Here is a 26,516-nt window from a genome sequence, read left to right as displayed (position 1 = left end):
GCCGCAGGCGTCCCGGCGGTCGGCGACGAACCGTAAGCGACTCACCCGTTGGTCTCCCCGGCGAAAGACTTGACCGCCCGCGGAGTATGTCCCGCTCGGTCGCCGGCTTCCGCTCCCTCGGCTCTGCCTCGACCACCCGGGCCCCCAACTGCCGGGTCGCATCGGACCTGGACTCGTCAGGGTGGTCCTTCATCGCCATCGGCGGTCTTCTCGCTTCCTCCGGATCAAGCAGATCCAGGATCAGCCTGGTCACCACTCAGGGGGAGGCCCCAGCGCGGCGATCTCCTCCCTCAGCCGCCGGCGGGCCCGGAGCCGCTCCAAGGGGTTCACCCGGGCACCGCGGAAGAACCTCGCTGAATGAAGTCCGCTGTCTGAGCCTGCCGGACAGACCAGAGGGCGGCCACGCGTTGAGCCTCGGCGGATATCTGCGCTGCACGCGAGCCGCTCTCGCCTGATCCCGACCATCATTCGCCTGAATCTTCGCCCCGAGCACGCCGCCGACGAGACCGCCGACGCTCGCCGGCACTGCCACCAGCGCGGCGAACAGCTCCGGATCTCCCCCGAAGTAGCTGCTGACCATGTCATATGCGCACCCTGCATCGAACAGTGCTGGTGGCGTGCGCGAAGAGGCGCCCCAGCCTCGGGGGAGAGACTGGGGCGCTGCTCGGACTGCTGGGTCGTACCCGTCGAGCCGGCGTTCCTCGGCCCACAGGTCGTCGTAGTGGTACAGGGCCGGTGAGGTAGTCCTGAACTTCCCCGTCCATGCCGTGGAGCACGCCCAGGACATGCACGACGACGGCCGGGCAGACAACATCACCGTCAGGCGATAAGCTGTTGTCGAGCGTTCCCGTCTCGATGCCCTCGGAACTCCTCGGTGTTCTGCGCACGAGCACCGGCAGACGCGGCGTGTCCGCCTACGCGACCGCGGCAGTCCGGCACCGGTGGGCGATGGACGGTCTCGCCGAGATCGTGGCCTTCTGCGAAGCCGGGCACGAACCGCTGAGCGAGACCGGGGTTCAGGCCGCGCAACGCGACCTGTTCGGTGACCACGGCTCCGTACGCATCCGGTTCGGGACGACAGATACCGCCCGGCTGCGCTGGGCGCTCTTCCGGCTTCGGGTCCAAGACGTCACCCAGGCGGACAGCCTCACTGCGGTGCGGCTGCCGAGCGATGCCGGCGGCCTGCACGGCCACAAGGACGCCATCGACGTTCTCGTCGGCTCCGCTCCCCAGCTCCCGTACGGGAACGGACCTCCGACCGGGACGACTGGCCGAAACTGTGCGACTGCCGCGAACAGATCAGGGACGTGCGCCGGAGGCCATGGGGGCGAGCTTTTGGGACTCGGATACTGCCGCGCTCCAGCCGTACTCGTAATTGTCGCTGAAGCAGTAGTACGTGGAGCCGTTGGGCATCATCGCGACGGTGATGCCTCCGAATCCCGACATGAACGGTACGTGGAACGGCTTGGTGTAGGCGGGGTTGTCCGCGGCCGTGAACTCCCGGTCCCAGAAGCCGTTCTGGTAGCGCATCGGTGTGCTGCCTGTGGTGGTGACGCCGCGTTCTGACGGGTTCTGCTGCATGGAGTCGGCCAGCAGGCCCGGGTGCAGCACCTGGCGGCCGCCCACCGCGCCGGCATCGTTGTTCAGGAACTTGGCGAACTTGGCGATATCGTCCTGGGTCCAGAACATCCCGTACCCGCCGAAGGGGACCCCGTGCGCGCTGTTGTCCGTACGGGAGGTGGCGCCGGCGTCCGGGCTGATACCGATCGGGGTGAGGACCTCGTCGCGGAGCATGTTGAACAGGTCCGCGCGGGGACCTGTCTTTTTCCGGAGGTAGTTGTTCAAGGCGCGGGTCGCCAGGAAGGTGTCAGAGGTGTGGTAGACCCACTGGCTGCCCGGGGTGGCCTTGCGTGGGAAGGACAGCGCCTTGTTCATCTTGGCGGTGTATGGCTCGGCGAGGAAGAAGTCGAGCATGGTGCTGCCGGCCTCGTCGATCTCGAAGCCCGCCGAGGTGTAGTTGCCGGTGGACATGTCCAGGGCGTGGTTGATGGTGACACCCGACCAGGCCCTCTTCCCGGCGGTTTCCGGTACCAGGTCGGTCAGGCGCTGGTCCGCGACACCGGTGCCGTAGCGCTGGGCGAGCCGGAGCATGGCGGTGCTGGCGAAGGCGGACTTGGCGGTGGAGTAGGAGGGCAGCAACATCTGCCCGCAGAACGGGTACTGACCCCGCCTGGTCTGACAGCCGCCGACGTAGTTCACGCCGTCGTAGTAGAAGCCGTAGGTGCTGAGCGCGCTGGGGGTGATCTCCCCCCCGAATTTCGAGGTGTCCACGTCGGCGCCGGGGTGGTCGGTGGCGAGCTGCGCGATGGGTTTGGTGGGCAGCCGGCCTGCGACCTCGGCCGCGTAGGCCTTCCGCGCGGCCTTGCCCCCGGGGATCGGGCCCGGCCGATAAGTGGCGCCCACCTGGCCCCACATGTCGAACTGGTGGTAAGCGCAGGTTTCCGCGGTGATCTGGTAGCGGACCTTGGAGATAGAGGACGCGTCGAAGAGGAAGGAGAGGACCCCGTTGTGCACGCAGTTGGCGTTCCGTTCGACCAGCGCGAAGGGCAACGAGGCGCGCGTGGGGCCGCCGTCGCCGTCCTCCTGCCAGGCCCTGCCGACCCCCACGGCGAGGTTCCAGGCGGCGTTCCCGGTGTAGCGCAGCCCGCGCACGGTCGGGATGAGGTGGCTGCCGTTCTGCACGAGAGTGGCGCTGAAACGGGGGAGGTGCTTGGTGGCCTCGAGGTCGGAGTAGCCGGCGGTGTCCTTGAGCATACGGTAGCCGCCGGCCCTGGAGGTGCCGTTGAGGGTCAGAGTGCCCTCGAAGGTGTGTGTGGGCGGCGCCGCCTCGGCGGGCAGAGCGAAGGCGCTGTCCGGGACGGTGTCGGTGGGGGTGCCGCGGGAGAGCTGAGCCTTGGTGAGGACCGTACGGGGCACGGCGCCGCTGCCGGTGAGCGGGTCGCCCGGCACCGGGGTCACTCTTTTGGCGACCGCGGAGGAGGGAGCGGTGAGCATGCCGCCGACTAGCAGGGCGAGCAGTGCCGTGGACGTCGCCAAACGGCGCATGCCGCGCGGGTGGCGAGTGGGTGGACTGGAAGTCACGGGTGTCCTTCTTTCAGGCGTCTTTCGGACAGAGTCTGTTGTGGCGGCATGTTGGGTGCGCACAGCGAGAGCTGTCCAATGCCTGAGAGGACTGGCCAAGTTGCCTGGGAGGTATCGAGGCAGGTTCTCCCGGCGGAGTGCGACGCATCGCCGGGGTCGGTGGCCGGGCAACCAGATCTGCCCCCTGAGCTTGCCGAGAACACCACAGCTGATCTGCCACCCTGGTCAGACGCTGCGCAAATCGACCGGCTCCTGGTGCTCGGACAGGACCACGCTCGCCTACGGGGTCGGCGAGCGGCTGGGGCGGCTCGCCGTGCACGACTTCGACGAGCTCGGTCCCGGGGGCCGGCCGCACCGGACACCAACTCGAGCCGGCCACGACTCCTGCACAACTTTCTCACCGGACCGGCCCAGTTCCAGGAGGGGTCAGCTCCCCGCTGCCTGCGGCCCGTACTGCTCGACGCAGAAGCGGGCCAGGCCGGTGGCGAAGGACTCGATGGTGCGCAGCGCGTAGTGGCCGGCGTCCCAGGCCGCGTGCAGCCGGATCTGCAGGGGCTCCCCGTGCTGGTCGAGAATCAGCAGTGGGTGCAGCCCGAAGCGGGGGTCGTCGGAGACGACGGCGATGCCGTGACCGGAGGCGGTCATCGCCTGGGCGACCTGCGGGGTGTCGCACTCCAGGACGATGTCAAGGGACCTGCCCGCGTCCTGTACCGCCTGGTCCAGGATGCGGCGGGTGCCGTGCGCGAGAGTGAGGACGATCAGCGGCTCACCGGTCAACTCCTGGATGGTGATCCGGTCCCGGCCTGCCCAGGGGTGTGAGGGTGGCACGTAGGCCCACAGCGGCAGCCGGGCTACGGGCAGCCCGGCGTAGCGGCGGCGCGGCGGGGCTGAGGAGATCGCCACGTCCGCGCCCCGGGTGAGGGCCTGGTAGGCGCGTAGCGGGTTCTCCGCCTGCACCGTGACCAGGGGGTCCTCCGGACCCCAGGTGGCCAGGAATGGGGCGATCACATCGGTGATGGTGGTGGCGGGAGCCGCCACGGTGATCCGCATCGCCCGCCCGGACGCCAGCGAGCCGGCGGCGGCGAGGGCGGTGTCGGCGCGGGTTACCAAGTCCCGGGCGAGGGGCAGGAAACGGCGGCCGGCCGCCGTGAGTTCCATCCGTTTGCCCGTGCGGTCGAACAGTGTCACTCCCAGAAACGCCTCGAGTCCGCGCAGTTGGCGGGAGAGCGAGGGCTGGGCGATATGGACTTCGGCCGCCGCCCTGGTCACCGAGCCGCTCTCGACGACCGCCAGGAAGTAGCGCAGCACCCTCAGCTCCACAGTGTACCTCCTATCCATGCCTCATAGGCATGGAAACCAACCCCATCAAGTATTTGAGGTTATAGCTCACCGGGCCCATTGTTGTCTCACTTTGAACGGCCGGCGAATGTGCCTTCCCTGAGGAGCGAACTCATGGCCACGTCCCGAAGAACACCGGCCGCCGCCGCTCTGGTGGCCTGCGGTCTGCTCGCGTCTGCCTGTAGCGGTACCGGCAGTGGCACCGGCAGTGGCACCGGGCAGATCCTCAATGTGGCAACCACCGCCGAGGTGACGACCTGGAATCCGGTGAAGTCGTTCTCCACCGAGGTCTACTACCTCAGCAACGTCTACGAGCCGCTGCTGTGGATGAACCCGCCCGGCTCGAAGGAACGCTTCCGCCCCGCCCTCGCCGAGCGCTGGGCGTCCTCCGCCGACGCCAAGACGTGGACCTTCCATCTGCGCGAGGGGGTCACCTTTCACGACGGCGAGCCGATGAACGCCGCGGCGGTCAAGGCGTCCCTGGAAGCCTCCGCCAAGGACGGTGGCGCAGCCTTCATCTGGTCGGCGCTGGACACCATCGAGACACCGGACGAGCACACGGTCGTGCTCAAGCTGAAGAGCGCCGCCCCGGTCGACATGATCGCCTCGTCCATGTACGGGGCGTGGATCGTCAGCCCCAAGGCCCTGGCCAGGGGCGAGGACTACTTCGCCAAGGGCGTGGACGCAGGCACCGGCCCGTACCGGGTCTCGGAGTACCAGGCCAAGAAGAGGGTCGTACTCAAGGCGTACGACAAGTACTGGGGCGGCTGGAAGGGCGGGCGCTACCGCACGGTCGTCGCCAGGATCACCGCCGAGCCGACCGCGCAGCAGCAGATGCTCCAGTCCGGCCAGGTCGACTACGCCGCCTCGCTGCCACTGGAGAACGTCGCCCAGTTCAAGAAGGACAAGCGCTACACCGTCACCGAGTGTCCCACCTTCCAGAGCCACACGGCCTTCTTCAACACCGCCAAGGGCCCGCTGAAGAACGTGAAGCTACGCCGGGCGCTGGCGCAGGCCATCCCCTACGACGACATCCTCAAGGTGGGTACCGAAGGCTTCGGCACCCGTGCTCGCGGCCCCGTACCGGCCGGTGCCTTCCCTCACGACGAGCAGCTGCCGCAGACGCCGTACGACCTTGAGGCCGCCCGCCGGCTGCTCACAGAGGCCGGATACGAGGGCGGCAAGGGCCTGAAGCTGACCCTCAGCTACGCGGCGGAGAACGCACAGCAGGCCAAGTACGCCCCGCTGATCAAGGACTCCTTCGCCAAGGTCGGTGTGTCGGTCGAGCTGCAGCCGATCCTGTTCAACCAGCAGTGGGAGAAGGCCAAGGCGGACCCGGCCAAGGCGCAGGACATCTTCCTGCTGATGTACTGGCCGACCTACTCCGACGCGGGCTCGGACAACCTGGTCTCGCTCTTCCGCAGCAGCGACAAGCCGTTCTTCAACCTCAGCTACTGGAAGGACACCACGTACGACAAGCTCGTCGACGAGGCCGGCACCCACACCGCCACCGACCGGGACAAGGCCGCCGAGCTGTACGGCAAGGCGCAGCGCCGGCTGCTGGACCAGGCCCCCGGCGCGTTCCTCTACGACGTGCGCACCCCCGTCGTGATGAACAGCGAGGTCAAGGGCTTCGCCTGCAACCCGAACTACTCCTTCTCCATCCCCTTCCACCAGCTGCGCCACGGAGCCAGCTGATGGGGCGCTTCCTGCTGCGCCGGCTGCGCGGATCCCTGCTGGTCCTCCTCGGGGTCAGCGCGATCACCTTCGTCCTTTCCCGGGTGATCCCCTCCAACCCCGCCCTCACCTACGTCGGTGCCAAGGCGACGCCCGAGGAGGTCGAACGGGTGACACACGCCCTCGGCCTCGACCAGCCGCTGCCGGTGCAGTACCTGTCGTATCTGCGCAAGGTGCTGACCGGGGACTGGGGCACCTCCATCGCCACCAAGCAGCCGGTCCTCGGCGAGCTCGGCGACCGGCTGCCCGCCACCCTCGAACTCGTCGGCGCCGCCATGACGGTGGCGCTGGTGCTGGGCGTCACCCTCGGCTGCATAGCCGCGGTGCGGCCCGGCAGACTGATCGACCAGGCGGTGCGGCTGCTGTCCATCGCGGGCGTATCGGTGCCCGCCTTCTGGCTCGGGCTGCTGCTCCAGCTGCTGGTCTTCGGCCGCCTGGGACTGCTGCCGCCCACCGGGCGCATGGACAGCGACCTGGAGTTCACCGCGCCGATCCACTCGATCACCGGACTGAACACGGTGGACGCGCTCCTCACCGGCAACGGGGCGGCGCTGGCCAGCGCCTCGGCGCACCTGATCCTGCCGGCCCTCACACTGGCCGCCTACCCGCTCGGCGTCGTGGCCCGCATGACCCGCACCAGCATGCTGGAGGCGCTCCAGCAGGACTACATCCGCGTCGGCCGCGCCTACGGCGTCCCCGAACGCACCCTCGTCTGGCGCGTCGCCCTGCGCAACGCCCTCCCGCCCACCGTCACGGTGCTCGGCCTGACCGCCGCCTACGCCCTGACCGGCGCGTTCTTCGTCGAAGTGGTATTCGACTGGCCGGGCCTCGGCCAGTACGCCGCCTCCGGCCTGCTGAGCCTGGACTACCCGGCGGTCATGGGCGTCACCCTCATCGGCGCCGTCGCCTACGTCCTCGTCAACCTCGCGGTGGATCTCGTCCACGCGCGCCTCGATCCGCGAGTGAGGCCGGCATGAGTCACAGCCCGCAGACCATCCCACCGCGCAGCGCCCGCTACACCGCCCTGCTCCGCGACCCGCTCGCCGTCCTCGGCCTGGTGCTGCTCGCGGCCCTGGTCGCCGCCGCCCTGCTCGGCCCCTGGCTCGCCCCGCACCCTGATCAGGGCGCCGGAGCGGCCGAGGTCGCCGCCCGCCACCTGCCACCCGACGGCGGGCACCTGCTCGGCACCGACAACCTTGGCCGCGACGTGCTCAGCCGCATCATCTACGGGGCCCGGCCGGCGCTGACCGTACCGCTCCTTGTGGTCGGACTCGCCGTGCTGGTGGGCGTACCGCTGGGGCTGATCGCGGGCTTCCGCGGCGGGCGCGTGAGCGAGGCGATCATGCGGCTGTGCGACATGTTCCTGGCCTTCCCGCCCCTGCTGCTCGCCATGGCCATCGTGGCCACCCTCGGCCCCGGCCTGGAGCACGCCGCCCTCGCGCTGGCCATCGCCTGGTGGCCCTGGTACACCCGGCTGGTCCAGGGCCTCACCGCATCCATGCGTGAGCGGCCCTTCGTCGAGGGAGCGCGCGCCCTGGGGCTCAAGGACCGAGTCGTCATGGTGCGGCATATTCTGCGCAACGCCGTCTCACCGATCCTGGTGCAGGCCACCGTCGACATCGGCACCGTGATCCTGGCCGCAGGGTCACTGGCCTTCCTCGGCCTGGGCACCCGCCCGCCGCAGGCGGACTGGGGCCTGATGGTGGCCGAGGCCCGTGCCGACCTCCAGACCCACTGGTGGGCGGCGCTCTTCCCGGGCCTGGCGATCCTCCTCACCGTGCTGGCCTTCAATCTCATTGGCGACGCTCTGCGTGACGTGTTCGACCCGCGCACGGAAGCCCGTTCCGCCACCGCCCGACGCGGCCTGCGCACACTGGCCCGGCAGGCCGCCGCTCGGTTGCGGCGCCGGCCGGAGGGGAAGGCCACCGACGCGGCGAGCCCCCTGCCCGCCACTCAGGACGAGACCGCGCCCGGCCTGGGCGAGCGGCGCGCAGACGGCCAGGCGGCACCCCTCCTGGAGATTTCCCGGCTGCGCGTCACCATCGGCGACGCCGCCGTCGTACGCGAGGTCTCCCTCCACGTGCGCGCGGGCGAGGTCGTGGGGGTGGTCGGCGAGAGCGGCTGCGGCAAGTCCCTGACCGCCCTCAGTGTCCTCGGCATGCTCCCCGCTGGAGCCAAAACCTCCGGCGCCATCCGGCTCCAGGGCCAGGACCTGCGGGCTGCGGGCCTCCACGCGGTCCGCGGCCGGCGAGTGGCCATGGTCTTCCAGAACCCCGCCGCCTCCTTCGACCCCGTCACACCGCTAGGCCGCCAACTCGCCCGGCTGGTACGCCTGCACCAGGGCGGCACCCGGACCGAAGCGGCCGAGCAGGTGAGCATCGCACTGGCAGAAGTGGGCCTGGACGCCGAGCGCGTCACGCGCTCCTACCCTCACCAGCTCTCCGGCGGCATGCTGCAGCGCGTCATGATCGCCGCCGCTCTGCTGTGCCGGCCCGATCTGCTCATCGCCGACGAACCGACCACCGCCCTGGACGTCACCGTGGCCAAGGAGATCCGCTCCCTGCTGCGCCGTCTGCAGGCCGAGCACGGCTTCGGAGTCCTGTACATCACCCACAACCTGGGCGAGGTCCGCGAACTGTGCACCCGGATGTACGTGCTCTACGCCGGTCAGGTCGTCGAATCAGGCCCGGTGGCCGACGTACTGGACACCCCGGACCACCCCTACACCCGCGCCCTGCTCGCCGCCCTCCCCGACCGGGCCGCCCCCGGCAAAGCGCTGCCCGCCATCCCCGGCAGTGTGCCGGACCGCCCCGACCTGCTCACCGGCTGCCCCTTCGCCGACCGCTGTGCCCACACCACCGAGGCATGCGCCACCCCGCCGCCTCTGCACGCCGCCGGAGCGCGGGCCAGCGCCTGCCACCTCACCCAGCCGAAGGGAGTCCCCGCGTGATCCTCGACGTACAGCAGCTCGTCAAGACCTTCGGCTCGCACACCGCCGTCGCCGGCGTCGACCTCACCATCACCGCAGGCGAAGTACACGCGCTGGTAGGCGAGTCAGGCTCGGGCAAGACCACCCTCGCGCGGTGCGTGCTCGGCCTGATCCAGCCCACCTCCGGCACCGTCCGCATCGCGGGCCACCCGCTCACCGGGCTGAGCCGCAAGGAGCTGCGGCGGCTGCGCCACCAGGTACAGATCGTCTTCCAGAACCCCTACGCCGCCCTCAACCCCCGGATGACCGTCCGGCAACTCATCGCCGAACCACTGCGCGAAGCCGACCGGCCCGTGACCGACGTCACCGCGGAACTCGCCCGCGTCGGCCTTCCCGCGACCGTCCTCACCCGCTACCCCCACCAGCTCTCCGGCGGCCAGTGCCAGCGCGTCGCCATCGCCCGCGCCCTCGCCGTCGGCCCCTCGCTGCTGGTGCTCGACGAACCCACCTCCGCCCTCGACGTCTCCGTCCAGGCGCAGATCCTCAACCTGCTGCTCGATCTGCGCGACCACAGCGACCTCGCCTTCCTTCTCATCACCCACGACCTGGGCGTGGTCCGGCACATCGCGGACCGGGTCAGCGTCATGCTGCACGGCGAACTCGTCGAGACCGGGCCCACCGCCCAGGTCCTGGACTCCCCCCAGCACACCTACACCCGCAGGCTGCTCGACGCCGTCCCCGGGCTCCACCCACCGGACTTCCCGTCAGGCACACCCGACATCGCAGCCCTCACACAAGGAGCCGCCCAGTGAGCCGAATCCTCGGCGTCGCTCTCGCCCAGGTCGCACCCGTAACCGGCGACCCCCAGGCCACATTTGCGAAGTTCAGCCGCGAGGTGCGCTCCCTCAAAGCCCTCTCCCCGTCCATCGGCCTGGTGGTCTTCCCCGAGCTGTACCTGAGCGCCTTCGGCAGCTTCGACGCCCGCCACCCGACCGGCTACCTCGACCGCCTCGCCGAACCGATCCCAGGTCCCACCACCGACGCGGTGTGCCGGCTCGCGGCCGACACCGGGCTGTGGATCGTCCCCGGCAGCATCCCGGAGCGGTCGGCCAAGGGCGTCCACAACACGGCCGTCGCCATCTCCCCGCAGGGTGAAGTGGTGGCCTCGTACCGCAAGATCTTCCCCTGGATGCCGTACGAGACCTCCGTGCCCGGCGACACCTACGCCACCTTCGACATCCCCCAGGTAGGCCGCTTCGGCCTGGCGATCTGCTACGACGGCTGGGTGCCGGAGATCTCCCGCACCCTCGCCTGGATGGGCGCCGAGGTCATCATCCAGCCCACCTACACCCGCACATCCGACCGCGAACAGGAACTCGTTCTCGCTCGCGCCAACGCCATCACCAACCAGGTGTACGTTCTCAACCCGAACATCGGCGGCCTCTTCGGCACCGGCCGCAGCATCGCCACCGACCCCGAAGGCCGCGTGCTGGCCCAGGGCGGCGCAGGCGAGGAGTTCCTCACCTTCCACCTCGACCTCGACCTCGTGGCCATCACCCGTGAACACGGCACCCTCGGCCTGAACCCCCTGTGGAAGCAACTGCGCGACGCTCCGCCCCCCTTTCCGCCCGCCAGCGAGGGCTACGACAAGGGCCAGATCATGACCGGCCTCGGCCCGCTGCGTCCCGCCCGGGCCGGATCGCCAGGAGCCTGAGACGCCCAGCGGTCCCGCGGTCGCGACGGGCTGCCCGGCGCCTGACGCCCTGGCTCCGCAGTGGGCGCCGAGTTTCCGCCGCCGAGCCCTCTCGGAGCCGCGTTCGGATACTCTCCGGCGGCCGGCAGATGCTCGCGATGTGGCCGCGCATTGCGCCTGGGTCCGCCCACTCGCCCAGCCGAGCTCCCGTCTGCCCCTCATGTGCCCGCCGACCTCCCCGGAAACCGCCATGCCCGACCACCCCGCCACCACACACCAGGCCGACCGGCTGCGCGAAGCAGCCGGCAAACACCTGCTCCTGCACTTCGGCCAACACGCGAGCCTGCGCAGCGGTCAGGGAATGTTCCTGCCCGACCGGCCGAAGGCGTCTACGTCTACGACACGACCGGGAACCGCTATATCGACGTCCTGTCCGCCCTGTTCTGCGCACAGCTCGGCTACTCCTACGGCCCCGAGTTCGCCAGGACGGCCGAACGGCAACTCAGCCGCCTACCGTTCAGCACCCTGTGGAACACCGCGCACCCCGCCGTCATCGAGCCGGCCGAGCGACTTGCCGCTCTGGCACCCGACGGCATCCATCGCGTGTTCTTCACCTCCGGCGGCTCGGAGTCCGTGGAGTCCGCGTGGAAACTCGCCCGCATGCACCACGTCACCCGAGGCTGCGGGAGGAAGGCGGCTCACGCGGCTTGTGCCGAGGGCGGCTGCACGGAGCCGGACGGTCTCTTCGTACTGGGCGACGAGCCGTGCCGGAGCCTGGGCGCGGAAGCCATAAGCTCGTTGATCGTCTGCCCGGATCGGGTCAGCCGTTCCCTGAGCTTGGTGCTCTCCACCTTGAGCCGGACAATCTGGGCTTCACAGAGGTCGGGGATGTCTCCGGCCTGCTGCAGGGCCTGGCGGCGACGCTCGAACTCGGCACGGAGCTGGGAGTAGGGACGGCTGCCATAGAAGGCGGTGCGGTCGACGCGCGCTTCGCGGGTGAGGGTCATCCACTCCTTGACCGCTCGCGCGTACTTTTCCCACGAGCTCGGCGCCGGCGCCCCGCTGGCCGGGAACTCACGCAGCCACTTGGTGCCAATGGGGCGAGGAGGCGGATGAAGCGGCCACACCGCGGCCGCCGGGTTCCCTCACACCGTGCGGGAGCCCGGCGGCTGATACGGCACCGGCTTCTTCAGGTGAGCAGTCGGTGTCTGCCGTGTCGGATCCGGTAGGTCAGGTGTGGGTGGGCCAGCGCTGGGTCCGTAGCATCGTCATCCGGGTAGGCCAGGCCCCGTTGGCCCCGGCCGGAGAAGGAGTACGTCCCGGCGACCCCGTGATGGGGTGTGGAGCGCAGATAGCGCTGGACACCCAGATGGTTCCACGGTCGGTCGACTGCGGCCCACGCCGCGGCCAGGACGTGGACGAGGTCGTAGTGGACTGCTGCGGCGCCCAGCCCGGGCGGGACCCCGTAGGCGGCGTGGTAGCGCTGGGCGAAGACGTCGGAGACCGAGGACTCGCGTACGCCGACGACCGTCGACCACATCAGTCCTTCCGCGAGCGGCCCGAGCCGCTCGGTGAAACCGGGAGTCGTGGGGGCCCAGGCGGTGTGTACGAGGCTTCGGCTCCGCAGCTCCGTCGTCGCCTCCAGAAACCGCCGCAGGACCGGTTCCGGCATCACGGACAGGAACACGGCGTCAGGATCTGCCTCTTCCAGCCGTTCGGCGATCTGTTCCCACGACGTGTGTTGCTCATCGACGCTCTCCGCCACAGCGAGATCCCAGCCGGCCGCTGACACCGCATCGCGAAGGTCCTCGCTGAGGACTTCCGTGATGGTGCTGCGCCGCAGGAGAAGTGCCAGCCGCCGCCCTCTGGGCCGCCAGCTCCCGCTCGTCTTCAGCAGGCCGAGGGTACGCAGGAAACCCCGCAGGTAGGAGGACTCGTCTGCGGTGGCCTGAAAGACGTGACCCAGGGTTCGTGGATTGTGGAACACGGCATCGGTGAGGGAGGGCGCGATCATCGAATGCATGATCGGGGTGCCGGCATCGGCAGCCAGGGCGAGTGCTTCCCGGGCGGCCTGGGCCGGCTGGTTGCCGAGCAGCACGGCGTGAGCCCCGGAAACGATCATCTCCTCGAGGGCCGCCGGAAGAGCGTCCGGAGTGGCCTGCCGGAGAGCGAACCGCACGCGCCGTCCAGCCGGCCCGCCGCGCTGTTCCAGTTCGTCCAGGGCGAGCAGGGCTCCCTGCCGCATGTGCAGGTGATCAACGCCGGAGGCCGTCGGGCCGTCCGGATAGATCAGCCCGACGGTGATCGGATGCGGCTGCGGAGGCGGAGGCGAAGGCGGGCGTGGAGTCGACGACAGCACTTCCGCGAGGGCTGGCGGAAGGACCAGAGCCTCGGCGGGGACTGGCAGCGTGTGCGCCTGAAGTGCGGTGATCAAAGTGGCGACCGCAGCCCGGGAGCGCAGGCCGCACTTGGTCAGGACATGCTCCGCGTGCGTGGAGGCGGTGCGCCGGGTGCATCCCAGTGCCGCGGCGATCTCGGGGGTGGTCAGCCCGCCCGCCATACACGTCGCCACCTGCAGCTCCCGGGTTGTCAGGCCGTACGGAGCCTGGCAGGCGCCCGTCTCAAGGCGGACAGTGCGGGGCAGCGTGCTGGTGGCCTCCAGCGTGACCCGCATCAGTGAGCCGCCGTGGCTGTCGAGAAAGGACAGCGAGGCATCGGACGCGCGGGCCAGCGCACGCCGGGCGAGGTCTTCCAGATACGGCCTCTCCGCGAAGAACCGGCGGTCCGACACATAGCGGCGCCCGGCCGAGGACACCTCGAGGAACTTAGGCGTCGACGGGCGAGGGGCGGGGGACTGGCCGGAGCCGTTTGTCTTGCTCATGAGTACTCCGGTTCTGCGGCACCGGTCGCTGGCCGGCGTGCCGTGCACCCCGGTACGGCGACAACGAGGTCCGGTGATTTTAGGACGAATCTTGCACGACGCTCAAGGAATGCCGGGGAGAACTGGAAGCGACGATGACACCGCTCTCTGACGACCCTCCGTGGCCGGACGGTATCGGGTGAATGCCCGATGCCGCGCTGACCTGCCGTTCCTAGGGTGATCCGGACCAGCGCGCAGGTGCGCTGCTTGGGCCCGATGGGAGGACCGGCCGTGAGCATGGACAACAAGGTCGTACTGATCACCGGAGCGGCGCGAGGTCTCGGCGCCGCCGTGGCCGATCACCTGACGGCAACCGGGGCGCAGGTTGTGCGAGCCGATCTGTCGTTCCACGGAGAGCGGAGTCTGGACACGATCGCGCTCGACGTGACCAGCGCTGCCTCCTGGGAGCAGTGCGCGCAGACGCTGCGTGAGCGATTCGGGCGGCTGGACGTCCTCATCAACAACGCCGGCACCAGCAGCCGAGCGGATGTGCTGACGACCGGGGACGAGGACTTCGACCGCATCCTCCGGGTCAACGTCTGGGGCGTGTGGAGGGGAATCAAGACGTTCGCCGAAGACTTGGCGAAGGTCCAGGGATGCGTGGTGAACATCGGTTCCATCTACGGCACGACCACAGCACCGCCTTCGCAGGTCAGTCCCTCGTCCGTCGCCTACCAGGCCAGCAAGGCCGCCGTGCACCAGATCACCCGCGTAGCCGCTGTGGAACTGGCGCCCCGCGGTATCCGCGTCAACGCGGTCCTGCCGGGAGTGTTCAGGACGGCCATGCTGGCCGACCTGCCGGCCGCCGAGCTGACCCGTCGCGTCGACGGCGCCCCTCTGCGCCGCCCGGGCGAGCTGTCGGAGCTGGGCCCGGTCGTGGAACTCCTTGCGAGCCCGGCCTCCTCATTCGTCACCGGAGCCTTGATCCCCGTCGACGGCGGCTACCTCGCAGCCTCCTGACCTCCGTTTCCCCTCTCTCCCGTCCCGCTTCTTCCAGGAGACACAATGTCTTCGGTTTCCTCCCAGCCGCATCCCCCGCTCCAGATGCTGCGCCAGCGCCGCCTTGCACTGGCGGCTACGAGTGTCGGCAATCTGCTGGAGCAGTACGACAACCTCATCTACGCCTACTCGGCCACTACCCTCGCCACCCTGTTCTTCCCCAGCGACAGCCCCACGTCCGGGGCCCTGTCCACCTTCGCCGTCTTCGCCGTGGGCTTCTTCGCCCGCCCGATCGGTACCGTGGTGTTCGGACACATCGGCGACCGGTACGGACGCCGCCCCGCCCTGTTCATCAGCGTCGTCCTCATGGGCCTGGCCACCGCCCTCATCGGCTGTCTGCCAACCAATGACACCGCAGGCATGCTCGCGCCGACCCTCCTCGTCGTGCTGCGCCTGATCCAGGGATTCGCCGTGGCCGGAGAATGGGCCGGATCAGCCGCGATGCTGGTGGAGTTCGCCCCCGAAGGCAAACGTGGCCTGTTCGGAAGCTTCAACCAGGTCAGCACGGCGGCAGGATTTCTCCTCGCAGCCGCTGTGATCGCCATCAACACCGCCGTCTTCCCCGGCGACGCGATGCTTTCCTTCGGCTGGCGTGTCCCCTTCCTTCTCGGCGCGGTCACCGCGATCGTCGCAGCGTTCCTGCGCTTCGGACTGGAAGAGACACCGGCCTTCGCCGAACAGGAGTCCGGAACCGCCCCACGGACCAGCCCTCTGAGAACCGCCTTCGCTCACCAGAAGGCGGCGATGCTGCGCGGATTCTGCTTCACCGTCGGCTGGACCGTCGCGTACTTCTTCTTCCTCACCTACCTGCCCACCTACCTGCGCACCGAGGCAGAGGTGGCAGAGGGCGTGGTGAACGCCTCCACTCTCGTGGGCCTGTCCGTCCTCACCACGTCGATCGTCGTCTTCGGCTTGTGGTCCGACCGCATCGGACGCAAGAAGCTGATGCTCACCGGCGCCGCGGGATTCGTCCTGCTCTCTTTCCCCATCATGGCCCTGCTCGACACCGGGTCCACCGCCGCCGTCTACACCGGGCAGATCATCATCGCCCTGTGCCTTGGTTGCATCTCCGGACCCGGTCCTGCCGCCCTGGCCGAGCTCTTCCCGACCTCGGTGCGCTACTCGGCACTGGGCATCGGCTACAACTTCGCCGTCATGGCATTCGGAGGAACCGCCGCCTTCCTCGCCTCCGGCATCGTCGCCGCCACCGGCACGCCCCTGGCCGTCGCCATCCTGCCGACCACTGCCGCCCTGGTGACCCTCGTGACGGTGTACGTCATGCCCGAGTCCTACCGCTCTCCCCTGCGATGAACTGGAGCCCCACCCGCATGAACCCCGTTCCACCGCTGATCGCCGTCGAAGGAGACTACCGCTCCATGGGTGAGCAGATCGGCGTCCGCACAGCCGACATGATCGCCCGGAGCGTCGAGACCTACAGCGAACGGTTCCGCAGCCAAGCCCGTCTGGACGACGAGACGATCGACCGCTGGGGCCTGACGTACTACGACCTGGCCCAGCAGTACGACCCCGACATCGCCGCCATGCTCGACGGGATGGCGGCCGGATCCGGACAGCCCCTGTCCAGGATCGTGGCCCTGAACGCACGCACGGAACTCCTCTACGGCACGGGCTACCGCGACGAAGGCTGTACCTCCCTGGCTGTGCTGCCCAGCCACACCGACAACGGCCACACCCTCCTCGCACAGAACTGGGACTGGCATCCCGAACAGGCCGAGGTCACCTTCCTCCTCGCAACGCGCGACCCGTCCGGCTTCACCGTCCTGTCACTGACCGAGGCCGGCATGCTCGCCAAAAGCGGCCTCAACTCCGCCGGACTCGGCGTCTGCGCCAACCTCCTCGTCTCCGATCGCGACGCCGGCGGCGAAGGAGTTCCCTACCACTTTCTGTTGCGCGGCGCACTTCAGTCCACGACCATGGCCAAGGCCCACCAGCGGCTTCTCCCCGTACGCCGCATCTCCTCGGGAAACGTCCTCATCGCCGACGCCTCCGGTGGCGAGGCAATCGACTTCGAGCTGGCCCCGGACGTCTTCGGCACCCTGTTGCCCGACAGCGGTCTCCTGGCCCACGCCAACCACTTCCTGGCCGACCTCCCGCTCACCGACCTCAAAGCCGCAACGAGCGCACTCACCCAGCTTCGTCCCACCCGCGTACGCCACCTCCTCGCCCCTGCGATCGCACAGCACAACGTGTCGACCACGGACGTCGTGCGGGTCCTGCGCGACGAGTGGTCCTACCCGGACGGCATCTGCCGATACCCCGACCCCCAGGCCCCCACCGCGGACCAGGTGTCCACCGTCTACTCGATCGTCATGGACCTCACCGCGCGAACCCTGTGGATCGCACCGGGCCCACCGAGCAAGCACCCTTACACGCGCTGGGAGCTGGACGCCCCGTTCGGCTCCCCGGCGGCCGCCGCCGCCCACGACTTCGCTCCCGAGGACTGACAGTGACCGAACGAGGAACCGTCTGTCTGACCTTCGACTTCGACGCGATCTCCCTGTGGGCCGCGCGTGACATGACCAGCCCCGGCCCCGTCTCCCGGGGCGAATTCGGCGCCTACGCCATACCGCGGATCCTGCGCCTGCTGGACACCTACGGCATCACATCGACGTTCTTCATTCCCGGACACACCCTGGAGACCTACCCCGAGCAATCCGAAGCCGTCCACGACGCCGGCCACGAGATAGCCCTGCACGGCTACCTCCATGAGCCCGTGTCCACTCTCGACCGTGAGGCCGAACTCGCGGTACTGAAACGAGCCTCCAGCCTCATCAAGGACCTGACCGGCACCCCACCGGCCGGCCACCGCACCCCCAGCTTCGACTTCACCCCCCACACGGTGGAACTGCTGGAAGAGATCGGAGTCGACTACGACTCCTCCCTCATGGGCACCGACCACAAGCCCTACCTGGCCCGAACCGGCGACCAGCACCACCCCGACGGTCCCTTCGAGTTCGGCCGGATCAGCCGCGTCGTCGAACTTCCCGTCTCCTGGACCCTGGACGACTACCCCCACCTGGAGTTCGTCCGCACCCCCGCCGGTGTGATGCCCGGACTGCAGGACCCGCACGCCATGTTCCGCCGCTTCCTCGGCGACGTCCGGTACATGGTCCGCCACACCGAGGACGGGGTCCTCACCGTCACCCTGCACCCACAGGTCATCGGACGCGGCGACCGCATGCTCGCCCTGGAAGAGTTCATCGTCGGGTGCCTCGACCTCGGTGTGGCCTTCGCCCCCTGCAACGACACGAGCCGCCGCTACCGCGACCATCTGGAGGCTTCCCTCTGATGGCCCCTTCCTCCAAAACCGCTCTGCTCCTCGGCGCAGGGGGCGGACTCGGCCGAGCCGTCCACGCCCGCCTGCGTGAAGACGGCTGGGCAGTGATAGCGACGGATGTCGCCGAACTGGATCTGTCGAAACCCGGCGTCGTGGCATCGTTCATCAAAGACTCGTGGGAGGCCAACGCCGGTTTTGACGCGCTGGTGCACTGCGCCGGCCTCTACCCCGCTCACCGCGTGGTCGACACCACCGAAGAGATCTTCGACCGGGTGATGAACGTCAACACCCGCTCAGCCCTGATCTCGGGAGCCGAATACGCACGCCTGTGCGGCTCCCACCGCAGGAGCGGCTCCATGGTCTTCGTCTCCAGCGGCGCGGCCCGCCGGGCCCGGCCCGGCACAACCGCATACGCCGCGTCCAAAGCGGCCCTCGAAGCCGTCGTGCGGGGGCTCGCACTGGAAACCGCCGCCCTCGGCTTGCGCTGCAACGCTGTCGCGCCCGGCTTCGTCGACGTCGGATCCGAGCTCAGCCCGGTACCCCCCGCGTACATCGAGCAGATGGCAGCCGCCAGCCCACAGGGCCGCGTCGCGCAGGCCGCTGACATCGTCCCCGTGATCGCATGGCTGCTCGGTGACGAGGCGGCGTGGGTGAATGGACAGAGCATCCCGGTCGACGGAGGCGACAGCATCGGCACACGGAACGCACCCAACTGGCTGGGCTGACCCCACGCAGGCGCCCCGGCTCTCGCATGGTGGTCGTTCGGCAGCGGCAGCCCAGATGCGGCGCAGGTCAGGCGCCTTTGCCGGAACCGTGCATGGGTGCTCCTGCGCCGCACCACGGGGAATGGGCCAGAGTGAAGTTTCCCCGTGATCTTGGACACTCTTCTCTTACGCTGCGAGTGTTTGGTCGTTCGGGAGCCGCTGGCGTGTTTCCTGGGGCGTGAGATACCCGAAGACAGGGTGCTTGCGCAGGCGGCGCCGGTTGTAGAAGGTCTCGATGGACGCGAAGACCTCGGCGCGGGCGGTGGCCCGGTCGGGCCAGATTCGGGTGCCGATCTCTTCCTTGAGCACCACCCAGAAGCTCTCGGCTGCGGCGTTATCGAAGCACGAGCCGGTCCTGCCGGTGCTCTGCCGAAGCTCCGATCTGTGTATTTCGGCGCGGAATTCGGCTGAGGTGTATTCGCTTCCGCGGTCGCTGTGTGTGATGCAGCCGGGTTGCAGGCCGCCGCGGACCGGGCCTGCTCGGCCTCCAGCCAGGCGTGGAACGAGGAGCGGACCACGCCCAGGACGCGGCACAGCAGGGCCACCGGATAGACGGCCTTCTCCGCGGCGATGAACCGGTAGACCTCGTTCACCGGTCGCTGTCCTTGGCGAAGAAGGCCGCGGCTTTTTGCAGGATCTCGATCGTCCTCTGCTGCTCGGCGTTCTGCCGGCGCAGCCGTGTGAGCTCTTCACGCTCGGCGGTGGTCAGCTCGCCTGGCCCGCCCTCGCCGCGGTCGATCCGGTCACGCTTGACCCAGCCGCGCAGGCTCTCCGGGCTCACCCCCAGATCCCGCGCGACCTCCGTGATCGTCTTGCTGGAGGAGCGGGCCAACGCGATCGCGTCCCGCTTGAACTCCTCCGAATACCGCTTCGAGTACCGACTACCCACCTGGCACTACTTCCTCTGGAACCTCGTCCCAGTCTCCAGGTGTCCACGATCAAGGGGAAGCTTCAGTCGCGGTCCGCGGCTATTCCCGGACGGTCTGCTTGCCGCAATGGTGCGCGACGGTGTCGGCGAACGCGCGGGCCAGCGGGGAGAGGGCGTCCCAGCGGCGTACCGCCCAGCCCGCGGTGAGGGCGGGGAGCGCGGGGACGGGGATCAGCCGCAGGTCCGGGTGCCCGGGGCCGTTCCAGGCGGGCAGCGCCGGGACGACGGCCAGGCCCAGTCCCAGTTCGGCCAGCAGGATCGCGGTGTCCCAGTCGGTGACGCTGGTGTCGAACACCGGCCGGATCCCGGCTTCGGCGAGCCAGGCGCCGAGTTGCAGGCGGGAGGTTGAGTTCTGCGGGAGCCCGATGAGCCGGGCGTCCTGCAGGTCGGCCGGTTCAACGTGGGCCTTGGCCGCCAGCGGATCGGACGCCGAAACGGCGAGCGCCCAGGGGATTTCGACGACAGGACGTTGCTCGATGGCGCGGACCGGGAGCCCCAGGGTGATCCAGGCGAGGTCGACGCGGCCGGCTGCGAGCGCGTCGAAGCAGCCGCGGCTGGAGGTCTCGGTCTGGAACTCCAGGCTGGCCCGGGGAAAACGCCGCCGGAAGTCGACGACGGCCGCGGCCATGAAGTGCCGGACAGTCGTGGCCCCCGTCGTGACACGCACCGATCCGCCTTCCGCGCGCGCGGCTTCTTCGAGTCGGCGCAGTGCGTGGTCGATGCCGCCCAGGCCCTCGGTGACCGCCGCGCTCAGCGTGTGCCCGGCCGGCGTGGGCACCACGCCCCGTGTGTGCCGTTCCAGCAGGCTCAGGCCCAACTCACGCTCCAGCCGCTTCACGTGCTGGCTGACCGCCGACTGCGTGCAGGAAAAGTCGCGGGCCACCGCGCTCAGCGAGCCGGCTCGACAGACCGCGGCGAAGACACGGAGATCTTCAAGAGTCACGACGACCCAAGGTATCGCTTGGAGCGATACCAGTAAATCCGTTGATTGACTTGGGTCTCGGGGCGCTTGATCATTGCTGCAGGAACCAGGGCGGCAACCCGCCCGTCGCTCACCCGTTCCGGACGCGGTGCGGTGAGCGGCCGGCGGGTGTCGACCCGCATCGCGCTGAGGGGAGATGCCGTGGTCCACGCGCCACTCCTCCCGTCGGCACCCGTCGGCCCTCCGCCCGGCTGAACGGGTCTCCCAAGGACGACAGGAGCTCAGATGAACACAGCCCCGCTGACGGTGGCCGTCCTCGGACCGGGTGGTGTCGGAGGCCTGATCGGTGCGCTCCTCGCCCGTGACGGGCACCGCGTCATCTGCCTGGCCGGTGAGGCGACCGCCGCCGCACTGAGCCAGGGCGGCCTGCGCGTCGAAAGCGCCCAGTACGGGGCCTTCACCGCAGCGGTCGAGGCGGACACACGGTTGCGAGAGGCGGTGGACGCCGTCTTCGTGACGGTCAAGCAGACCTCCCTGGACGAGGCACTCGACCGCGTCCCGGGCCCCGCCCTCGGCAACGCGGTCGTGATCCCGTTGCTCAACGGCCTCGACCACCTCGGCCTGCTGCGCGATCGCTACCCCTCGGCCGAGGTCGTCGCCGGCACGATCAGGGTCGAAGCCACGCGCACCGCACCAGGACGCATCAACCACACCAGCCCCTTCACCAAGCTCGAGCTTGCCGCACCGCTCGACGAGTTCGCGGAGCAACTGCGGCACGCCGGTCTCGGCGTGACCCTGCGGAGCGACGAGACGGCGATGCTCTGGGACAAGCTCGCCTTCCTCGCCCCGCTCGCCCTGCTGACCACCCGACACCGCGCGGACGTCGGCACGATCCGCAGCGACCGGCGACCGGAACTGCTCACCGTGCTCGACGAGATCACCGCCGTGGCCCAGGCCGCCGGCGCTCCGGTGACGACCGAGACCGTTCTCTCCTTCTTCGACCGCGTCCCGGACACCATGAAGTCCTCCATGCAGCGTGACGCCGAGGCCGGACGCCCCCTCGAAGTCGACGCCATCGGCGGAGCCGTCCTCCGCGCCGGCGCCGCCCACCACGTCGAGACCCCGGTCACGGCCCGACTGGTGGCAGAAGTCGCACGCCTGACGACCCCGGAGGCCTGAACCCGATGCGGCGATCCATCCCATCCGACGGCGGCTCACCAGGAAGCGACCGTGACCCTGCGGCGGCCTGGCCCGCGGTCCAGGCCTTCCTGCGCGCCCGAGGCGCCGGCGAGACAAAGCATCCCGGCGGTACGCTCCTGGACCATCTGAACCGCGTCGCCCGCCTGCTGGCGGAGTGGGGCGCCGGTCCGGACCTGAAGGCCGCCGGGCTGTGTCACGCGATGTACGGAACCGACGGGTACGACCACGCCCTGATGGGCACCGACGAGCGCGAGCTTCTCGCCGAGCTGATCGGCGAACGGGCCGAGGCACTGGTCCACCTCTACGCCAGCTGTGACCGCGCAGTCGTGTATCCCCGGTTGGCGAGCGGGCGATCGGCGGTCTTCCGCGACCGCTTCACCGGCCGTGAGCACACCCCATCGCCGCCGGACGTGCGCGCCTTCGTCGAGATCACCGCGGCCAACGAACTCGACGTGCTCGCGCACAATCCCGACCTCGCCGAGCGCCACGGCCCCACCCTGCACCGGCTGTTCACCCACTCACGAGACCTGCTCTCCGCCCCGGCATGGGACGCCTGCGAACGGCAGTTGGGCCGGTATTCCCTCGAACCGGGGCCGAGAATCCGGATCACCGGCCTGGACCACCTGGTGCTGACCGTCGCCGACATCGAACGGACCGTCGACTTCTACGAACGCGTCCTGGGCGTGCGCCCGGTCACCTTCGGGGAGGGACGCCGCGCACTGACCTTCGGCGCCAGCAAGATCAACCTCCATCAGGCCGGCCGCGAACTCCTCCCGCACGCCACGCACCCCACCCCTGGCAGCGCAGACCTGTGCCTGGTCACCGACATCCCGCGAACGGGTTCATCGCGAAGGCGCTGATCAGCCAGATGACACCGTACATCCAGGCGCGGGCCGCACTCGCCTCGTCCGCACTCCGCGCCTTGCGGCGCGGGAATACCGCAAAGCCGGTGGCGATGATGAGCGGCCTCAGAAGGTACGCGAGATAGATCACCGTCTGCGCCGGGACCGCGTCGAGCTTGAGCCAAGAGATCACCGAGTAAATGATGGTCACGTACGCGACGAGGAAGACCACGATCTGCAGCTTCGTGCCGCCCTTATCCTCGGAGCGGGGGTTGTCGACGAAGCGCGAGGATCTCGGCGTTGTCCACGGCGGCCGACCGGCCCAGCAGGAGGAGGCAGCCCAGGAGTCGGCAGAAGATCAGGCAGAGCAGTCGCAGACCCTCGATCACTGATCACGCCCATACATGGCGATCGCAAAGCCCCAGGTCGGCCACCGTACGGCAATAAAGACACGCTTCAGGGCACGGGCAGTGGTGGAGTCCACACCGACCAGGGACAAGTCCGTCCTGCCCCGGCGAGCGGCCTCAGCGATCAGGCCCTCCAGCAGGGCGGTGAGAACACCGGCATTCCGCCAGACCCGGAAGCGTCCATAGACAGTCGGCCGCGGCCCGAACCCGGCCGGCATCTCACGCCACTGCGCGCTGGTCCGAAACCGCCAGATCACACCCTCGAACTGATCCCGCAGCCGCTGGGAGTACGGACCGACTCACCTATCGGCAGGAACGGATCGGTCAACTTCCACCGCCCGTCGGTAGGTTGCCTGCACGTCAGGCCACCTTCCTACCGGATCCGCCATCCGGGCGGACCAGGCGGCAAGATGATCACGACATCACACAGACCCTAGCGGTCCGAGCCGGTTGACTGGGTGCCTGTGTCCTCTTTGTGGGTCGTGGTGACGGGACGGAATGCCTTGGTGCTGTCCTTCAAGCGCTCCAGTGCCCGGGTGAGCTGTCGGAACGGGGACGTTGCCCGCGTCCCGGACGGCTGGTGTCCGGCGGGAGTGGCGTCGGCGGATTCGCGGTAGGCGGCGAGCGCCTCATGGGCACGTTCGGTCGCCTCCCGGTACAGGTCCCGGGACTTCGTCATGGCCTCCAGCGCCTCGGCGTACATCGCCACCCGTTTCCGTTCCCGGGAGAGTTCCTCCTGGAGGGTGAGCAGGTGCCAGTCCTCCCTCAGCGCGGTGAGGGCCTCGCCGCCGCCGTCCGGCAGCGGACGCGACAGCGCGGCGAACCGCGTCACCGCCGCGACGAGGTCGGTCGGCTCCGAACCGTCGAGGAACACCGTGCGTACGGCGAAGTCCTCAGCGTGGTAGCCGGGCGGGGCCGGGGTCCCGGGCAACACCACCGCACCACCGCGTGGCACCGCCACCTCGAACTCCCGCAGCGCCCAGTGCACGACCCGCAGCTGATGCGGCGCGGCCCGGTGTTCCACGACACGGTGGCGCAGGCTCGGCGGCAGCCACCGCACGACGGGCAGTCGTCCGCGCCCGTCCGGGGCCATGGCCTCGTGGACGACCACATGGATGCACCATCCGTCGCGCGCGGAGTCCCTGAGCAGGCGCCGTGCGTCCTTGTCGTCCTCGGGCAGGGGGTTGATCCTGTTCAGCGACAGCCCGGTGGCCGCATCGTGGTCCCAGTCACCGTACTCCGGCCAGAACCGGGTGACGGGGGACGGCCATGCCGTGTCCCACGGCTGTTCCGCCTCTGCGAGCAGGGTCCACTCCCGCCCGCCGCCCACGTGGGGCGCCAGGCTCAGCCGGGCGCGCACGGTCACGTCACCGGGAACTCGCCAACGCGCCTCGAAGACCCGCTCCGGGGAGTCGCCGGCGCCGGGCTCTTCCAGGAAGTCGTCGATGACTTGATCGTCCTTGAGTCGGCGCAGGGTGTGACGGAGTACGCCTTCGGCGTCCGGTCCGACGTGGCGACCGCGAGCCGGCCACACCGTGCGTGGGGTCGTGGGACGGGCTGTGGGAGAGGAGGGCATGAGTCCTTCGTCAAGCAGGGGCACGTGCGCGTGCCAGTATGGTCGCCGCGGTCCGGCTGCGATCACTCGGGGGCCCGCCGCCCTTCGCCTCTGCTGTGCGACCTTCCCGAGGCGCCTACCGCTGCTCGCCCTCCGCAGCGCCGGGGAGGGCGCCCCGGGGCGCAGGTCCGCCTGCGGCCCGAGCCCGGCTCGTGCGCCCCGACCACAACCCGGACCGGCCACCCGGGGCCCACGTCGCCCTCGTGCAAGTGCTCCGGGAGGCCGCCCACCGACGCCGACGCGCCACCGGCCCCTCCGGCCGGGCGCGCGGACCCCTGGGCTTCCCGTGGCCACCGGACTCGACCGTCACGGCTCCCCTGTCATGTCCCGTGTTATGTCCCGAGCAGAGAGTGGTACTGGGCATGGCCCGCGTTCGGACACGTCTCCACCGTGGATGTCGGCTTGCCGAACAGCACCGTGCACCGGCCGGCGGTCGGCACGGCCGGACGCCCGCGGTGGCCTTTCCCGGGCCCGGCGGCGGGACCGCCGGGCCCGGGGACGGCGCGACAGGTATCCGGGTGACACCTATGTGCGGTCAGGCCCTGGCCGGCAGCTGCTCCGCGAGGTCCGGGCCGCGGCCAAGACGGCGGTGGCAGTGCACTGGGCGCACCGCGTGAAGGATCGTTTTTCCGGCGGGCAGCTGTTCGTCAACCTGCGCGGCTACAGTCCAGGGGACCCGGTGAGCGCCGCCGACGCCCTCGAAGCGATGCTGAGGTCGTTGAACGTCGCGCCTGAGCGGATCCCCGCCGGCACCGATGCCCGCTCCGTGCTCCTGCGCAGCGAACTGGCGTGCCGGAAAATACTGCTCCTGCTCGACAACGTCCGGGACAGCGACCAGGTGCGCTGCCTGATCCCGGGCGGCGACGCGCTGGTCCTGGTCACCAGCCGGGCGAAGCTGCGCGAGCCGGCCGCCCGCGACGGCGCACGGCACAAAACGCTCGGCGTACTGCCGCCCGTGGACGCGATCGAGCTGCTCTCACGGGCCATCGGACCCGGCCGTGTCGCAGCCGAGCCGCCGCAGCCGCGCTGGCCGGGATTCCGCTGCCCCGAGCCGCGACGGCCCTGGCCCAGCTCGCCAACGCCAGCCTGCTCGAACGGCTCACCACCGGCCACTACGAGTTCCACGGCCTGCTCCACGAGTACGCCCGCGAGCAGAGCGCGGAACACCACGCCGACCAGGACGCCGCCTTCGGCAGACTCCTCGTGCGGTATGTGCACACCGCGGCGGCCGCCCGCGCGCGGCAGGGCAGCAGCACCATCCCCGACGTACGCCTCCCGGGACGTCCCGGCGTCCGGGGTCGCCCCCCCCTGGAGTTCACCGGTTACCAAGGGGACCGCCAACCCCGCCGTGCGGCTGGGCACCAAACGGGGCCGCGGCCGCCAGCTGACCGCCGTCGGCACGCACGACGAGGCCAGTGCCGTGGGGCGGGAGGCGCGAGACCTCGGCCCGGCCTGCCGCCCCCTCGACCGCCGACCGCGACCGGCTGCTGGCCGCCCCCCTTCGCGGACTCCGGGGTCACCACGGGCAGCCCGGCCGCGAGTGGACGAGTAGGCCGCAGCCCGCCGCCGAGCCGCCGGGCTGCGGCCGGACGGCGAACGTGGCGCCCCCAAGGCCGCCACTTCACCGCTGGAAGCCCCCGTCGGCCGCTCCGCGTCACAGCACGCGGCAGTACTTGGCCTCGGTCCAGCTCTCGTTGATCTGCCGTGCCGAGACCACCGTGCAGTACGTCTGGTCACCGGGCGCGTCCGGCAGGTAGTACGGGACGCCGTAGCAGATGGTGCC

At 69.7% G+C, this 26,516-nt stretch carries 22 protein-coding genes and 2 pseudogenes; 13 read left to right on the top strand and 11 right to left on the bottom strand.

The window, feature by feature from the left end; genetic code table 11:
• Positions 1-1,299: 1,299 nt before the first annotated feature.
• Positions 1,300-3,105: a serine hydrolase domain-containing protein gene (locus tag BBH68_RS37805; protein WP_141713160.1), complete on the bottom strand. Its 1,806-nt coding sequence runs from the start codon at positions 3,103-3,105 to the stop codon at positions 1,300-1,302.
• Positions 3,106-3,567: 462 nt separating this feature from the next.
• A complete protein-coding gene (locus tag BBH68_RS37800; protein WP_065968432.1) occupies positions 3,568-4,461 on the bottom strand; it encodes a LysR family transcriptional regulator in 894 nt (297 codons plus the stop codon).
• 132 nt (positions 4,462-4,593) lie between these two features.
• Between BBH68_RS37800 and BBH68_RS37795 the strand changes: the two genes are divergently transcribed.
• The 6 genes and pseudogenes from BBH68_RS37795 to BBH68_RS40225 all read left to right on the top strand — a co-directional run.
• Entirely contained in the window at positions 4,594-6,177 is a 1,584-nt protein-coding gene (locus BBH68_RS37795) for an ABC transporter substrate-binding protein (protein ID WP_065968431.1), read from the top strand.
• Positions 6,177-7,193, top strand: a complete 1,017-nt coding sequence (locus tag BBH68_RS37790) for an ABC transporter permease (protein WP_065968430.1) — start codon at positions 6,177-6,179, stop codon at positions 7,191-7,193. The genes BBH68_RS37795 and BBH68_RS37790 overlap by 1 nt, the downstream gene beginning before the upstream one ends.
• Positions 7,190-9,166 (top strand): dipeptide/oligopeptide/nickel ABC transporter permease/ATP-binding protein, encoded by a 1,977-nt coding sequence (locus BBH68_RS37785; RefSeq protein WP_065968429.1) that lies wholly within the window; start codon positions 7,190-7,192, stop codon positions 9,164-9,166. Before BBH68_RS37790 ends, BBH68_RS37785 begins: the two co-directional genes overlap by 4 nt.
• On the top strand, positions 9,163-9,957 hold the full coding sequence (locus tag BBH68_RS37780) for an ABC transporter ATP-binding protein (RefSeq protein WP_245738515.1): 795 nt from the start codon (positions 9,163-9,165) through the stop codon (positions 9,955-9,957). The genes BBH68_RS37785 and BBH68_RS37780 overlap by 4 nt, the downstream gene beginning before the upstream one ends.
• Positions 9,954-10,859, top strand: a complete 906-nt coding sequence (locus BBH68_RS37775; protein WP_065968428.1) for a carbon-nitrogen hydrolase family protein — start codon at positions 9,954-9,956, stop codon at positions 10,857-10,859. Before BBH68_RS37780 ends, BBH68_RS37775 begins: the two co-directional genes overlap by 4 nt.
• 60 nt (positions 10,860-10,919) lie before the next feature.
• Positions 10,920-11,489, top strand: a pseudogene (locus tag BBH68_RS40225) (aminotransferase class III-fold pyridoxal phosphate-dependent enzyme); the annotation flags it as partial.
• 47 nt (positions 11,490-11,536) lie between these two features.
• Here the strand turns inward: BBH68_RS40225 and BBH68_RS37770 are convergent.
• Together BBH68_RS37770 and BBH68_RS37765 are read right to left on the bottom strand one after the other, a co-directional pair.
• The gene (locus BBH68_RS37770) at positions 11,537-11,845 is read right to left on the bottom strand and encodes a hypothetical protein (RefSeq protein ID WP_065968427.1); all 309 of its coding nucleotides are present in this window, start codon (positions 11,843-11,845) and stop codon (positions 11,537-11,539) included.
• Between the two features lie 182 nt (positions 11,846-12,027).
• Entirely contained in the window at positions 12,028-13,629 is a 1,602-nt protein-coding gene (locus tag BBH68_RS37765; protein WP_245738514.1) for an ABC transporter substrate-binding protein, read from the bottom strand.
• Between the two features lie 366 nt (positions 13,630-13,995).
• Here BBH68_RS37765 and BBH68_RS37760 point away from each other — a divergent pair, with 366 nt between their 5' ends.
• Genes BBH68_RS37760 through BBH68_RS37740 form a run of 5 tightly spaced genes read left to right on the top strand, consistent with a single transcriptional unit; the run spans position 13,996 to position 18,780 of the window.
• A complete protein-coding gene (locus tag BBH68_RS37760) occupies positions 13,996-14,718 on the top strand; it encodes an SDR family NAD(P)-dependent oxidoreductase (protein WP_245738520.1) in 723 nt (240 codons plus the stop codon).
• Between the two features lie 45 nt (positions 14,719-14,763).
• Positions 14,764-16,068 carry an MFS transporter gene (locus BBH68_RS37755; protein WP_245738513.1) on the top strand — a complete coding sequence of 435 codons (1,305 nt, stop codon included), beginning with the start codon at positions 14,764-14,766 and terminating at the stop codon, positions 16,066-16,068.
• 17 nt (positions 16,069-16,085) lie between these two features.
• The gene (locus BBH68_RS37750; protein ID WP_065968424.1) at positions 16,086-17,222 is read left to right on the top strand and encodes a C45 family autoproteolytic acyltransferase/hydrolase; all 1,137 of its coding nucleotides are present in this window, start codon (positions 16,086-16,088) and stop codon (positions 17,220-17,222) included.
• Positions 17,223-17,224: 2 nt separating this feature from the next.
• A complete protein-coding gene (locus BBH68_RS37745) occupies positions 17,225-18,067 on the top strand; it encodes a polysaccharide deacetylase family protein (RefSeq protein ID WP_065968423.1) in 843 nt (280 codons plus the stop codon).
• Positions 18,067-18,780 (top strand): SDR family NAD(P)-dependent oxidoreductase, encoded by a 714-nt coding sequence (locus BBH68_RS37740; RefSeq protein WP_065968422.1) that lies wholly within the window; start codon positions 18,067-18,069, stop codon positions 18,778-18,780. Before BBH68_RS37745 ends, BBH68_RS37740 begins: the two co-directional genes overlap by 1 nt.
• Positions 18,781-18,945: 165 nt before the next feature.
• Here the strand turns inward: BBH68_RS37740 and BBH68_RS43800 are convergent, their stop codons facing one another.
• The 3 genes from BBH68_RS43800 to BBH68_RS37725 all read right to left on the bottom strand — a co-directional run bounded on the left by BBH68_RS43800 (position 18,946) and on the right by BBH68_RS37725 (position 20,690).
• The gene (locus tag BBH68_RS43800; RefSeq protein WP_245738512.1) at positions 18,946-19,128 is read right to left on the bottom strand and encodes a hypothetical protein; all 183 of its coding nucleotides are present in this window, start codon (positions 19,126-19,128) and stop codon (positions 18,946-18,948) included.
• Between the two features lie 280 nt (positions 19,129-19,408).
• Positions 19,409-19,708, bottom strand: coding sequence for a transposase (locus BBH68_RS37730; protein ID WP_065968421.1), 300 nt, complete (start codon positions 19,706-19,708; stop codon positions 19,409-19,411).
• A gap of 79 nt (positions 19,709-19,787) precedes the next feature.
• Positions 19,788-20,690 carry a LysR family transcriptional regulator gene (locus tag BBH68_RS37725; RefSeq protein ID WP_065968420.1) on the bottom strand — a complete coding sequence of 301 codons (903 nt, stop codon included), beginning with the start codon at positions 20,688-20,690 and terminating at the stop codon, positions 19,788-19,790.
• 264 nt (positions 20,691-20,954) lie between these two features.
• On the opposite strand from BBH68_RS37725, the gene BBH68_RS37720 reads away from it, so the two are divergent.
• Together BBH68_RS37720 and BBH68_RS43795 are read left to right on the top strand one after the other, a co-directional pair.
• Positions 20,955-21,848 (top strand): ketopantoate reductase family protein, encoded by an 894-nt coding sequence (locus BBH68_RS37720; RefSeq protein ID WP_065968419.1) that lies wholly within the window; start codon positions 20,955-20,957, stop codon positions 21,846-21,848.
• A 5-nt stretch (positions 21,849-21,853) separates the two neighbouring features.
• Complete coding sequence (locus tag BBH68_RS43795) at positions 21,854-22,729, top strand: DUF6817 domain-containing protein (RefSeq protein ID WP_065968418.1); 876 nt, start codon at positions 21,854-21,856, stop codon at positions 22,727-22,729.
• On the opposite strand, the gene BBH68_RS37710 is transcribed toward BBH68_RS43795, so the two are convergent.
• The 4 genes and pseudogenes from BBH68_RS37710 to BBH68_RS41690 form a co-directional block, all read right to left on the bottom strand.
• On the bottom strand, positions 22,689-22,943 hold the full coding sequence (locus BBH68_RS37710; RefSeq protein WP_065968417.1) for a hypothetical protein: 255 nt from the start codon (positions 22,941-22,943) through the stop codon (positions 22,689-22,691). The genes BBH68_RS43795 and BBH68_RS37710 overlap by 41 nt on opposite strands.
• Before the next feature lie 231 nt (positions 22,944-23,174).
• A pseudogene (locus tag BBH68_RS37705) lies at positions 23,175-23,482 on the bottom strand (transposase); the annotation flags it as partial.
• Between the two features lie 69 nt (positions 23,483-23,551).
• Positions 23,552-24,652, bottom strand: coding sequence for a hypothetical protein (locus BBH68_RS37700; RefSeq protein ID WP_065968416.1), 1,101 nt, complete (start codon positions 24,650-24,652; stop codon positions 23,552-23,554).
• A 616-nt stretch (positions 24,653-25,268) separates the two neighbouring features.
• Positions 25,269-25,664, bottom strand: a complete 396-nt coding sequence (locus BBH68_RS41690) for a hypothetical protein (protein ID WP_141713159.1) — start codon at positions 25,662-25,664, stop codon at positions 25,269-25,271.
• Between the last annotated feature and the right edge of the window lie 852 nt (positions 25,665-26,516).

The sequence above is a fragment of the Streptomyces sparsogenes genome (assembly GCF_001704635.1).
Taxonomy (GTDB): Bacteria; Actinomycetota; Actinomycetes; order Streptomycetales; family Streptomycetaceae; genus Streptomyces; species Streptomyces sparsogenes.
Note: the sequence above shows the minus strand (reverse complement) of the source record. Positions and strands in the feature narration are given on the sequence as shown.